At 49.2% G+C, this 12,979-nt stretch carries 12 protein-coding genes; all 12 read right to left on the reverse strand.

Annotated features, from left to right (window positions below; all coding sequences use genetic code 11):
- Positions 1–164: 164 nt before the first annotated feature.
- The 12 genes from fmt to recJ all read right to left on the reverse strand — a co-directional run bounded on the left by fmt (position 165) and on the right by recJ (position 12,937).
- Positions 165–1,199, reverse strand: a complete 1,035-nt coding sequence (gene fmt / locus SIB66_RS09765; protein ID WP_063406933.1) for a methionyl-tRNA formyltransferase — start codon at positions 1,197–1,199, stop codon at positions 165–167.
- Positions 1,196–2,584 carry a TldD/PmbA family protein gene (locus SIB66_RS09770; protein WP_063406931.1) on the reverse strand — a complete coding sequence of 463 codons (1,389 nt, stop codon included), beginning with the start codon at positions 2,582–2,584 and terminating at the stop codon, positions 1,196–1,198. The genes fmt and SIB66_RS09770 overlap by 4 nt, the downstream gene beginning before the upstream one ends.
- On the reverse strand, positions 2,584–4,029 hold the full coding sequence (locus SIB66_RS09775) for a TldD/PmbA family protein (protein ID WP_063407100.1): 1,446 nt from the start codon (positions 4,027–4,029) through the stop codon (positions 2,584–2,586). The genes SIB66_RS09770 and SIB66_RS09775 overlap by 1 nt, the downstream gene beginning before the upstream one ends.
- Before the next feature lie 168 nt (positions 4,030–4,197).
- A complete protein-coding gene (locus tag SIB66_RS09780; protein WP_011130147.1) occupies positions 4,198–4,707 on the reverse strand; it encodes a DUF2996 domain-containing protein in 510 nt (169 codons plus the stop codon).
- Positions 4,708–4,785: 78 nt separating this feature from the next.
- Positions 4,786–5,319: a hypothetical protein gene (locus SIB66_RS09785; RefSeq protein WP_063420246.1), complete on the reverse strand. Its 534-nt coding sequence runs from the start codon at positions 5,317–5,319 to the stop codon at positions 4,786–4,788.
- Positions 5,316–5,924, reverse strand: coding sequence for a flavin prenyltransferase UbiX (locus SIB66_RS09790; protein ID WP_063406927.1), 609 nt, complete (start codon positions 5,922–5,924; stop codon positions 5,316–5,318). The genes SIB66_RS09785 and SIB66_RS09790 overlap by 4 nt, the downstream gene beginning before the upstream one ends.
- A gap of 3 nt (positions 5,925–5,927) precedes the next feature.
- Positions 5,928–8,318: an RNB domain-containing ribonuclease gene (locus SIB66_RS09795; protein ID WP_063421650.1), complete on the reverse strand. Its 2,391-nt coding sequence runs from the start codon at positions 8,316–8,318 to the stop codon at positions 5,928–5,930.
- A gap of 118 nt (positions 8,319–8,436) precedes the next feature.
- Positions 8,437–8,745, reverse strand: coding sequence for a TMEM165/GDT1 family protein (locus SIB66_RS09800; protein ID WP_063406923.1), 309 nt, complete (start codon positions 8,743–8,745; stop codon positions 8,437–8,439).
- Between the two features lie 8 nt (positions 8,746–8,753).
- Positions 8,754–9,053: a TMEM165/GDT1 family protein gene (locus SIB66_RS09805; protein ID WP_063407098.1), complete on the reverse strand. Its 300-nt coding sequence runs from the start codon at positions 9,051–9,053 to the stop codon at positions 8,754–8,756.
- A gap of 52 nt (positions 9,054–9,105) precedes the next feature.
- Positions 9,106–9,480, reverse strand: coding sequence for a YkgJ family cysteine cluster protein (locus SIB66_RS09810; RefSeq protein ID WP_063395924.1), 375 nt, complete (start codon positions 9,478–9,480; stop codon positions 9,106–9,108).
- Between the two features lie 194 nt (positions 9,481–9,674).
- Entirely contained in the window at positions 9,675–11,042 is a 1,368-nt protein-coding gene (locus tag SIB66_RS09815; protein WP_063406922.1) for a chloride channel protein, read from the reverse strand.
- A complete protein-coding gene (recJ, locus tag SIB66_RS09820) occupies positions 11,039–12,937 on the reverse strand; it encodes a single-stranded-DNA-specific exonuclease RecJ (protein ID WP_063421651.1) in 1,899 nt (632 codons plus the stop codon). Before recJ ends, SIB66_RS09815 begins: the two co-directional genes overlap by 4 nt.
- Between the last annotated feature and the right edge of the window lie 42 nt (positions 12,938–12,979).

Here is a 12,979-nt window from a genome sequence, read left to right on the forward strand (position 1 = left end):
CACGCCAACTCATAACTGCGTTGTTTGTGATTTCTCTATTCCTTTCGCCTTTTGACATTGGTCTTCTAAGCATGCTCCTGTCAGGATTGGTCAAGTCTGGTTTGAACCTATGACAATTTTTGAAACACGCTAAAGGAGGATATCTGGCAATGATAACCCTTGAGTTAGATGTTGAACCCCACTCCAAGATCCTGGCCAACAGTCGCTTGCAATTGTTGTATTAATACCTCTCCAAGCGCCTTGCTTTTGCCTTCCAATTGGCCTTGTCGAATGAGTAAAGGGCACGTTTTTGTACTTACGACTAGGCCCAGATCGGATTCGCAGGCCAGGATCTTTCCTGGTTCATGTTCTCCATCTTGCCAGCGTCCGACCAGTGGCCTTACTTCTTCAGAAAGCTTGGATTTCAATTCCTCATCAAGTGGCTCAGTGGCTTGTACTTTCAGCCTTTTGTTATTCCAGCTGCTGAATGCGTTTGGATAAAGGCCCATAACCCTGCGATGCAAATCCATTGCAGATTGATTCCAATCAAGAATGTGGTCTTTTTTCGAGAGCATTCGGGCATATGTCGGGTCACCTTCAATCTCTTCCTGCTTGATGACTTCCAATTGTTTCCAACGTTCCGATTCGACTCCAGGGCCTGCTGCTGCAATCCTTGGCATTGATTCTAAAAACAATTTTGCTGTTATAGAGCTCAAACGATTAGACAGCTGATTCGCATTTTCGAGTAAGCCGATAGCAACCCTTTCTTGGACTAAAACAGGGCCTGTATCAAGCCCCTCTTCCATTGCCATGATTCCAACGCCTGTTACGCTGTCACCACTTAGCAAACTCCATTGAATCGGTCCTGCTCCTCGCCAGCGGGGTAGCAGTGAAGCGTGACCGTTCCAGCAACCGAGAGGAGGTTGATTGAGAACTGTTGAAGGAAGAAGCTGCCCAAAGGCGACTACAACAGAAATATCAGCCTTTAGTGATTTTAATTCTGCTTGAATGTTGCCCTCATCCCTAATCCGTTCAGGGGTGAATACACGCAACCCCTGATCCATTGCTCGTTGTTTGACGGGTGACGCCATTTGCTGATTACCACGCCCCCGACGACGATCAGGCTGGCTCACCACGCCAACAATTTCATAGCCTGAGTCATTTAAGGCATCCAGAGTTGGCACTGCATAGCTGGGGGTACCCCAGAACAGCACCCTCATGCTTCACCAGTAATTGATAAGCCTTCGACCCACACATGAGGAGATACCCCACCAGGTGTGATCACCTGTTCAGCTTCCATATTCACAATGCTATTCAACAGCGTACGGATGTCTCCAGCAACTGTCGCTGCTTCGATCGACACCCTTTCCCCTTTGATGACCAACCAACCATTAAATGGCAGAGAGAATGAACCCTGACTTGCTTTAACCCCAGCATGTAGAGCATTTAACCCTTCGATTAACACGAAGGTTTCTTTGCTCCTGCTGTGTTGCAGATGAGTATTTGCACTGTTTTGACCTTCAGTGTTGCTCACTTCAAACCAATCGGGTCCCACTGATACCTTTGCTCCCAGTCCGGCATGGCCAGTTGGTGGTACACCAAATGCCCTTGCGGTAGCTTCCGAGTGCAGGAAACTCTCAAGTCTTCCACCGTTGATTAAGCAAAGTTTTTGAGTAGGTGTGCCTTCACCATCGAAACTAGAGGCCCCTACATGTGCAGGATGTAGGCCATTATCATGAAGGGAGAAGAATGGAACGGCGATATTTTTGCCGATTGTTTCTCGTTGGCTGAGGCTGACGCCATCGAGCACTGCTCTGGCATTGAACATGCTGCTGAAGGCACCGATCAAGTCTAGGAAAGCCTCTGGTGTAAAGCAGACGAGATAACACCCAGTGTCGATCGGCTGATAGTCAAGATGACTGATTGTTCGTTCTGCTGCTTCATCAATACATCCATCAATATCCAGATCGTGACTACCTAGAGCAAGGCGAATTGCACCACCACTGCGTGGTTTACGTCCACTTTCTTCTGCGCGGGCAAAAAGGTAAAGGCTGGCTTGACTACGCTTCATTTGACGAAGCGCACCATCGCTATTGAGATAAACTCGTTCGTAGGTTGCTTCTCCTAGACCGTTGTAAGGAATGCTCTGTATAGCAGGATGTCGACTAAGAAGATCAGCTTCGGCCTCTTTAAGAACCTCAAGCATTCGTTGAATTCCCTGTGCTGGTCTTAGAGGTCGCTCTAGCTTTGGTAACGGAGATTTAGCGAGTGTTGAGAAGGCAGGAACGTCATCGGCGTTGCCAAAGTCACTTGCCTGACGAGCACCAATAAGCGCTTTCTCTATTCCTTTTTCTGAAAGATCTGACGTGCTTGTGATTCCTACAAGCCCTTTGTTGTTCCATACACGTACTGTGATTGAGCTGCGTTGCGCACCCTTCATTTGCTTGGCTTCGCCACGATCAATTTGAACAGAACTATCTGTGCTGCATGCTGCTCCTAAATCCCATTGGTGGATACTCTCGCGGCTAGCAAGTTGACTGAGTTTATCCCGTAGAGAATGAGTGTCGAGTTCGATTGCATTTGCTGCTTGTATTTCGGACATCATCAACGCCCTCCCACGGTGATTGAATCGACTTTGATATGAGGCTGCCCTACGGTGACAAAAATGTTACCGCTTATTGACCCGCAGAAACCGGCTGCCAGCTCAAGATCCTTGGCACACATCGAAATCCTTGGCATCACATCTTTTGCTTCGCCAATCAGAGTGGCTCCTTTAACAGGTTTGCCGAGCTTGCCTTTCTCGATCAGATAGCCCTCTTCTACAGCAAAATTAAATTGACCTGTGGGTCCAACGCTGCCTCCACCCATTGATTTGCAGTAAAGGCCTCGGTCGATCGAGGCGATGAGTTGTTCCGGTGAGTGCTGGCCGGCGGCGATATAAGTGTTGCGCATGCGGCTAGCTGCAGCGAATGTGTGGGACTGACGTCGGCCGCTGCCTGTGCGCTGGTGACCGGTACGGAGCTCACCGGCTCTATCGCTGATGAATTGCTTGAGCACACCGTTTTCAATTAATACCGTTCGCTGACTTTCCATGCCTTCGTCATCCATGCTCATGGAACCGAAGGCCCCATCAGTAATCCCCTCATCGATTGCCGTTACAGCTTCATGGGCGATCGATTGGTTCAACTTGTCGCTGAAAGGTGTTGTACCGCGCTCGATCTGAGTGGTCTCGAGCAAATGCCCACATGCTTCGTGAAAAATCACACCACCAAAGCGGTTGGCGAGTACTGCTGGCATTTGACCGGCGTCCACGTAATCGGCATAAAGCATCGTGCCTGCGCTTTCGCAAACTTCCTTGGCGCTCGTTTCGGCATCCCACTTGCGAAGGTCGTCTGGACGTCCCGATGTGCCATAACGGCGACCAATGCTTGAGCGGTGCTCGCCATCTGTAGCAAGGACATTAAGTCCTATGGACTGATGCAAACGGATGTCGCGTCCAAAGGTGCCATCACTTGCAGCCACGAGAACCTCCTGCCAGTCGCGGGCATAACTGCCTCGCCGCACCTGCAGATGGGTTCCATATTGATCAAGCAATTGAGTTCCATTTAGAAGGCGATCACTTGCTTCATACAGCTCTGGGCATTGGTTGAGCCAGTCGGCCTTATCGATGGCGAAATCACGAAGGTTCGGCAGACCATTAAATGATGAGCGACCAGCCTCATTAAACTCAAGCCCAAGCATGCTGAGAGCTTGCTCTAATGCATGCTTTAGGCCTGCATCTGAAAGATCATTGGTACTGACAAAGCCATCTTGTTTGCCCAGGAACACCCTGATCCCAGCACCCCTGCCGAAGGATGGAGTGACACTGGTAATGGTGTCTTGTTCAGCAAGGACGCTGAGATGATCAATTTGCTCCAGGTAGACCTCCACCAGATCAGCACCGGCAGTTCGACCACGCGCTAGTAGTAATTCCAGTTGTGGTTGCCAGTGCCTATTCAAGGCTTCTGCCTTATGCACCAGGCTTTGATCTGGGGTGTAGGTCGAGACCAACCATTTCTCCTGCAGCTTGCGTTGATTATGGAGAGAATTTGCGTAGATATGTAGATGGACAGCGCCGATCCAGGCGAACCGCAAAAAAAATGCTTATTTCGTTCTCTGCATCGTGGCTTCGGAAACGGCGAAAATACGTTTAAAAGCCTGAACAGGCTAATAAGTCTCTCAGTTTGCAGTCAACCATTTCTGACCATTGAGCCGCTGCAACAGACGTGAGCGCAATAAAGTCAATGTCATCTTTTTTTCATCAATTAGGAATGGCTCTATGAGACTTGGTTCTGTTCCAGTCTCAGCTAGAGAAATAGTCTTTTTAGAAGCGATTGAATCACTTGCAAAGCAAAGCCAAAAGCGACGACCGAGGGGGATCTCACCACAGACCATCCAGCAAGGATCACCGACAACTGGTCGATCTCCCTGAATCAGCTCAAGAGTTGATGGTGGCATACCTCTTTCAGTAAGTGCTTGTTTTATGTTTGGAAGAAAGTCATCACGAATAAAGGTCTCAAAAGGTTTGTCTTCTACCTTTGCAGCTGGAGGTTTGGCGGTTTGGGGCTTTGCTCCCTCCTGTTGATCTTCAGTGGGGTTGGTTTTCACTGGATTCTCTAGAGTTGGTTTTTGTTCAGCTGGCTTTTGACCATCAGCATTAGGATTTACGCGGTTGTCGTTGTCGTTCACTGGATCAGTACAGACGAATGAACTTTAAACAGCTTGGCGACGAACTCAACGATCCGTTGAGTTCGATGCGCTATTGGTTTACCAGTCCTCACTGAGTGAATCTCCCCAAGAATCATTTTCTGTTGATGAATATCTATGTGGAACGTTGCTTTCGACAGGTGGACGCTGGGGCGATTTCTCAGCATGCGTTTGCCGCCTTACTGATGATCTTCGTACGACTCGGAATGGCACAGCCACCGTGGGAGATGGATCTCTTAAATCCCGTTCTGGGTTCTCATCATGCTTTGGTCTTGATTGGGATGGTTCATCGTTGGCTACCTGCCAATTTCGTTGCCACGTGGTGCTGGTATTGGGCGAAGCCTCTCTTACCCCTTGATGGAAATGATCATGTAAGGGGTCTCTGCTTAGTGGTAAGGAGAGACTTGTGGTTAGGGCGAAAATTGCCCCTGCGCTGCTGCCAAGGACCATCCACCCACCTAGTGTCCAGGTTGGAGATCGCCAATTCAATATCCGTAGGTTGACAGGTTGGTTGAGATTGAAACCTGCTACTACAACCACAGCCAGCAGAGGACTAAGGCAAGGCAAAAGTAAGTACTTTTGCAGTCTTGTCATTGTGAAGGACCATTCCAGCGGTTAATGGGGGCGAGCCTTTCATCAAAGAGGTCGAACAATCTCACAACAAGAAAATCAACCATCTCATCAATTGTGTTTGGTTTTGTATACCAGGCAGGAATTGGTGGCGCAATTTTGGCTCCTGCTTCTGCAAGTGATGTGAGGTTGCGAAGGTGAATGATGCTCCAGGGCATGTCCCTTGGCGCAATCACCAGAGGCCGCCCCTCTTTGAGGTGAACGTCTGCACAACGCTCGATTAGATCGATTGATACACCAGCATTAATTCGACCAATTGTGCCCATACTGCAGGGCACAATTGCCATCCCGCGGGTGCGGAAACTACCGCTTGCGATGCTGGCAGATTGATCATTCCAGCGATGGCATGTCAGATTGCCATTTTTTACTTGTAGATGATCGCGCCAGAATTTCTCCTGATCAGAAGGATCCACTGGAACTTCAATTCCTCTTTCGGCTTTCCACACCTGTAGAGCCCCGTGGCTGAAAATCAAATGGACGTCACGGTTGTTTTCAAGCAAGAGCTGCAGCGATCTTTCAGCTAGAGGTTGAGCTGAAGCTCCAGAAACGGCAAGGACATAGGGATCCACAAATTATGCCTCACTTGAGCTGACTAGTTGTTCATTATTCTTGGTGATTTTGCCCTTGACCTCACTTTTTGTTGTTGTTTCTTGATTTGTTAGATCAGAATTAACATTCATATTGGCTTCAACAGTTATTGCTGATCCATTAACTTCGAGGTCAATTTGGTTCCTTAAGGCGTCAACTTTGACAACCTTCACGTTTACTTGATCACCAAGTTGATAGATCTTGCGATTCTTCCGACCCACCAATCGGTTTTGACGTGAGCGATATTCGTACCAATCGTCATTTAAAGAGCTGACGTGGACAAGGCCCTCTGCCATAGAAGGTGGAATTTCCACAAAGAACCCATAACTCTGCACTCCGCTTATCACCCCCTGATGCTCTTCCCCAACAAGGGGTTCCACGATACGTGCCTGAACCATAGCGATCAGGTCTTGTCGAAGCTCTTCAGCTTGACGGCGCAGTGTGTTGAGGCGATGCACGAGGCTTTTACTGCAGATTTCTTCTAGGTTCTTTGCTTGGCTTGTGCTGAATAGTGGCCATTTGATTTGTTGCCAGCATTCACGGGACCCCAGAACCACTTTTTCCTTTTGTCGGACATTTGGACGATCTTTACCGTTACTTAAAAGTGACACTATAACCTCTTGATTAACAAGATCGGTGTAATGGATAGTTGGACAGCACCAAGGTGATTGTAGGTTCGAATCCTTTGTCTCTGTGTCTTCATGGTCGGATTCAATGTTTCCATTCTCTTTCTGACTATCATTAATTCCCAGTCTTAAAACCGTTTCTGGCAGTGCATGGCGTAGTTGCTGATCCAGCACTCTTCGACAGGCTGTTGTCGAAAATGCTTTTGCAAGCTCTGTGGCAGCAGGACTACCTTCTTCATCAAGTTCCAAGGCAATATCAAGAGCTAATGCTGATTTAGCAACGTCGTTCAAGGTGTTGTTGTCTGCTTCTGAAGCCTCAATCACCAGGCCAGGGAGTTGCAAGTTCTGGGCATGTTGCGCCCAGGCACGATGAGCAGCTCTAATCATTGGGCTCAAAACTGATTGGGGGTCAGTTTGATCAAGAGGAAGAGCCCATTGATGATGATATGAATCAGGGTCTGCCCAGCGGAGGTCGCCAAGACATTGAAGTTCTGGAACAGCCAGATCCAGCTCTATAGAGCCACTGGCCTGTTCTCCCATTTGCAATGTACGAGCACAAAAGATCAATGTCTCGAGTTGGGCTAAGTGATCCTTAACGGACTTCAGAGCAGCAGGGACTGTTCTTGCCTTTGGTTTCCTGTTGCTAAGAGCTGTGAGGGTCTTAGGTCCGATTTCGGCTACTGGCTTGATTGAACTAAGGCTGAAATGCCAATTAGTTACCTCACCATCTGCCGAGATGTCGAGAGCAACGCTTACTGCATCGTTAATTTCCCCAACTTTAAATGAACAGGCTTTTGAAAGAATTTGGCCGAGTAGGGGATGCCAAACTTCTCCAAGGCAGAGAGCTTCCGCTCTATCTCTTAGCCAGAGATCCAGGTTGTTCCCAATACTCAGACGTTCTGCTACAGCAGGCGCATGAATCCACAGACGTGTGCCACCTGCATGGGGCTCCACATAGACTGCTGGTAGGGGTGGCGCATCAGATACCTGCCAGCTGCGCAGTAGCAAAGCTGATTGCGAGCTCAGATCTTGCCGATGTTTAGCCGTTGGGGTCTTTAGGCTGCTGCGTGGTGGAGCAGGTCGATCTTGAAGGTTGGCTTTGGTAAGAAGAAGATCACGATCACTTGAGGGGCCTCCATTCAAGGGAAGTGACCGTGCTACATGCCCTTCAGCGGGGAACTGGGCAATGGGATAGCGATCAAGCTTCACCTCCACCACGCTTGTCTGCTCCCCATCATTCAGATGGGCTTGATCACCATCTGGCAGTTGGATCGTTGCAAGGATGCGCTCATCAAGAGGTATTGCAAGGATATTTTGATCTTTGCGTTCAACATGACCAAGCAAGCTGGTGGTGGTCCTTTCGAGGATGCATTGCACCCCACCTTCTGGCGATCTTCGACGTCCTCCATCTCTTGTGATGCGGACTAGTACCCGATCTCCGTTCCAGGCATGGTTGAGCTGATGATCGCGAATATAGATATCGTCTCCCCCATCATCTCTTAGGGCAAAGCAAAATCCTTTACTGCTGCAGCGCAAACGAGCTTCAATCAGTGACTCGTCATCACTACGCTTTATTGCACCGGCTTCTTCGTTGTTGACAATGCCGAGCTTCAAGAGAGCCTGAAGGGCTGTTTCAAGACCGTCGCGATCGGCCTTTGTGGTGAGCTTGAGAATTTTTTCGAGTTTTTTGATCTCCAGTCCACCAGTGGGGGGTAACTGGTCAAGCAGGTCAGCGACCGTGAACTTCATTGAGATAGGAAGGTAGAAGACCAGTCTTCATGACCGGCGGTGCCATCACCAAAGAGGAATCCGAAGACAGCGCAGAGTCAACATTGGCTGTGAGTTAATTCTAGACATTTAATCGCATTTATTTCTCAGGGGCTTCCTCCTCTGCAGAAGAAAGACTCAGGTTTGAGAACATAAGGCGTAGGCCAATGATCAGAAAGCCTAACGAAGCCAGCAATTGCAAAAGGTTTTCAGGGATTAAAGCAGCCATCGATCCTCCGGCCAAGGCTCCCAACAGGCTTGCAAAGACCAAAGCACTTGCAGAACCAAGAAAAACAGCAAAAGGTCTGTTTGTTGTTCCACTGATGGCTACGGTTGCCAGCTGTGTCTTGTCACCGAGTTCGGCAAGGAACACTGTGATGAATGTCGATAACAGCAGGGTGAAATCCATAGACTTAATTATCGGCTTGCGATTAGCAGAGACTGTGTTGCTTGTAGTCCAAGCCATAACCCCAAGCCCACCATCAGCACCCCGGCCATTTTTTGTAGGCGTTCTGGTGGCAGGATTCCAGCCAGCCAGCGACCCACCAAGACGCCCACCAAACTGGAGGAGATGAGAGCTAGGGCAGCACCTAGAAACACAACCCATGGTTGGCCTGACTGAGCTGATAGCAATAGGGTTGCTAGCTGGGTTTTATCGCCAAGTTCAGCCAAAAAGACTGTGGTGAATGTTGTTAACAACACCGTTGTGAAACCCATTGCTCCGTTCTCAGGAGCGGGTTTTGGAATTGTGTCCTTAGAAGTTGGTGCCTTAACCATCTTTTTGAAATGGCAGGCGCAGGCTACGTTCAAAGGTTCGTAGCTCTCGGCTTCTACCGCCATAGACAGATCGAATCTGCTGGCGGCAGCAGTGGATTGCAAATGATTCTGATTTGTCCTGCGGCAGATTGAAAAGTGATGCCAGTAAACCAACCCTGCAGAAATCAGGGCGGGAGTTATAGATGCGACAACGACGTCCACCAGTGTCGTAATGCTTGCACCAGCCGTCGGGGTTGACCATCCCGAAATAAATCTCTTGCTGCCTTTCATTCAGTACTGCGATCGCTTCTCCTCGATCAGTGGGATCTAGACGGCAGCAGGCTCCGCAATTTTGTATGCATTGCCACTTCGTCCAGGCATCGCTCATCCTTCATGCTGTGACAAGGCATCACAGAGTCGGTAATCAGTCACACTTTATGTGAGCGCAATCTCGTATTCTCTACCAGTCAAAAGGGATCATCTCTAAGTCGCTATGGACACTGCCATCCGCATTCTCGAGATCTTTGGGCCACTTGGCGCAGTCGCCCTAGCCGGTCCAGCAATTATATTTCTATGCTTTTATCAAAACCGATTAGGTCTTTGAAGTTCGGCAAGAGCGTGATAGACGGGCTTACGTGCCACCAAACGTCCTATGTAGGCGGCCAGCACTGAACAAAGAATCACACCTGCAAAAAGTTGCTGATCGCCAACTAGTCTCCAGGCGAACACAATCGAGACAAGGGGAAGCTGTGTGGCACCAGCTAAACCAGCAGCCATACCAAGCGCTAGGCCGAGATGAGTGCTTGAACCAACCAATCCACAGAATGTGTAACCGAGGAGGCCTCCAAACGCAAGTGAAGGGTCAATAAGGCCTCCAGGCACACCAGGTGAAAGTGCAATCATCGGAGCCAAGACGCGAACCAAGATAATCCAAATAGACGTTAGTCCTTGTGAAATAGAGCCACCATCAGGTAAATGGTTCGGCATACCTTTTTGAATCAGCAATTGCAGAATCCCCTCTCCATCACCTGTGCTTGTCCCCCAGCTGGTTAGAGCCAGGGCGCTTAGGCATATTCCAAGAAAAAGCCCAGTGCGGATTGGTCGTTGACGCACCCATGGTTCAAGAAATGAAGAGCACCAGACAAGGCCTCGATTAAAGAATCCCCCCACAAGCCCAGCCAAAATCCCAATTGGAATAGCAATTAAGAGCTGCTCGGATTCTGGAGCCATCACATTGATCATGCCAAGACCGAAGATTTGTTCTCCGCCAACGCTGCTAAACCAAGCCGCGGAGATTCCAATCACAAGAGCAGGCCAAATCAAAGTGAGGGAATATTCAGTTGTGAGTTCCTCAATCATGAATATTGGTGCTAGTAGAGGCGTATTGAAGCCTCCTGCAAGTCCGGCACCGCCACCAATAGCGACAATCTGACGCTCATTCAGAGAAGGGAGCCAACGCTTAAAACGTTTGTGAATAGCACGTGCAACAGCTGCTCCTACATGCACCACTGGCCCTTCCCGTCCAAGAGGGAAAAGAGCAACCGTTGCAATAGTCCAGAGAAGGCCACGTTGAATTGTTCTAGGTGTAGCGAGAGCAGGGGCTAGCTGTGAGTCATCTTCAAGAGCATTCATCGTCTGGGGTATTCCAGAGCCAGCTGCATCTCGCCATGGCCCACGCTGCAGTAACAAGAGGATTGGCATCACTCCTATCGGCAAAAGTGCCAATATCAGACCAATTGGCCGCCAGGCACTTCCTGTTGTTGCTGGTAACTGCTGAAATAGAGACTTTTGAATTCCATCAATCAGGTTGAGTGGCAAGCATGCAAGGCCGATTAGAAGGCCAATAATCAAAAGACATAGAAGATGTTGAAAGAGACGAATAATCTCAGATTGTTTTCTTTCAATCACTCCTGGGATTAATTGTTCGAGCCGTCGTAGATCAAAACTCATGGGCGAAGTCCCAGACCTATTAATCCCTCTTCGATCAGATTATGAATGTAAGGATGCCTAGCTCGACTATCAGTACATTTAAGCTTTCCATTGCTTGAAAAGATGGCTCTTAGGACCTCACCTTTAGGATTAGCTAGTACCATTTCACCTTCTTCGTCGATAAGGCAGCGATAGGTTTTATCTTTGCGATGAAGGTTGATTTCAGGGCAATATGCCCGTAGGGCGACAACCTCCATCTGCAGGCGATCCTCCCCTTGCCAGTGGTTCATGTTGATTCTAAATGCTAAGTCAATCCGTTCAGGAACTTGGGCTTCGCTTATCCATCGCCACGCAATTGCCCTTCTCTGGCAGTCACCTTGGGCCAAAATTAGTTGCAGGTGACCACCACGCATTCTGTGCTGGTCAACAACAAGACAATTCCGTGACCAGAACAGTGGAGCTGGGTGACCAATGCCAAAGGGCTCTAGTTTCTGAAGGCTATTCCATAGATCCAAGTTGATCTCGTGAAGCTTTAAAAGTGTTTCTGGTGAAATAGAGACCCCACCACCAACAGTTGCATGCCAATTGCTAGCCAGCTTATTTAATGCTTCATGCAGTGCTCCTACTTTTTCAGCTCGAATCGTAAAACCACCTGCTGCTGAATGGCCACCAAAGCGATCAAGATGAACAGCACAAGCCTTGAGAGAATCATTCACAGCGAACCCAGATGGTGCACGTACAGAGGCACGTAGACGTCCGTCTCCCTCACCAGCAAGTAATGCAGTTGGGCGAAAATATCTTTCCATTAGACGAGCTGCCACGATTCCGATCACGCCATGGTGCCAATGATTCTGAGCAAGCATCAAAAATGGTGGAGGTGTTGCACCCTCGGCCTCAACCAGGGCAATAGCTTCTGCCTCAATGGCATTACAGAGATCCTTGCGCTGCCGGTTGAGCTGGTCACATTGACGAGCAAGAGTCATGGCCTCGTCTTCGTTATCGACAGTTAAAAGTTTCACCACGAGCTGCGGATCACCTAGACGCCCTACCGCATTGATCCTTGGGGCTAACTGGAAGCCGATGTCTTCGGCTTTAAGGGGACGTTCTTCTATACCAGCCAGCCGTTGGAGAGCTCTAAGGCCTTTACATTGGGTTCGATGCAGATTGTTCAGACCTTCTCTCAAGAAGGCTCGATTTGCACCAGTGAGTGGTGCCATATCCGCTACTGTTCCAATACAGAATAAATCTCTTGCAGGCCCTATAGCTTCTTTGCAATCCATCGCTTCAGCAAGAGATGAAGCAAGCAGGTATGCCAGACCTACGCCTGCCAGGCATCGGTAGGGTGAGACTTGAGGTGTTACTGATGGATGTAGCAGGCAGAGCACATTAAGAGGTGAGTCTGGGAGCGTGTGGTGGTCGGTGAGGATCACCTCCATAGAGAGGTTTGCTGCCTGTTGCAGTGCCTCTTGGGCTGTTACACCGTTGTCGACGGTGACAATCAGTCGAATTCCCTGTTCATGAAGCCTTGTCACCATGTCGCGATTGAGACCGTAGCCTTCACTTTTTCGGTTCGGGATGGCAGCTATTGGTTGAGCGCCAAGACACTTCAACGTCACCATTAGCAAGGCTGTGCTGGTCATCCCATCGGCGTCGTAGTCGCCACAGATGGCGACTGATTCTGCTATTTGACAGGCTCCCTGCAGACGCACAATGGCCTTCGCTAGATCAGGAAAATGATCGCAAGGATCTGGTGGTTTGGGTGGTTCCAGGATCGTTGTAGCTGTAGAGGAATCCAGCACGCCTCTGCGAACCAGCACGGCCCTTAGAGGTAAAGGAAGAGGAACTTCTGGCAGAGGATCAGAGGGGATGGGCCTCGGCAGCTGCCAGCTCCAGGTGGGATGTTCGGATGATGACAATGGTCCTAGGCAATCTTTTGCATTTTTAGCGTTGCTTCAAGC

This window comes from Prochlorococcus sp. MIT 1318 (genome assembly GCF_047304505.1).
Lineage (GTDB): Bacteria > Cyanobacteriota > Cyanobacteriia > PCC-6307 > Cyanobiaceae > Prochlorococcus > Prochlorococcus marinus_D.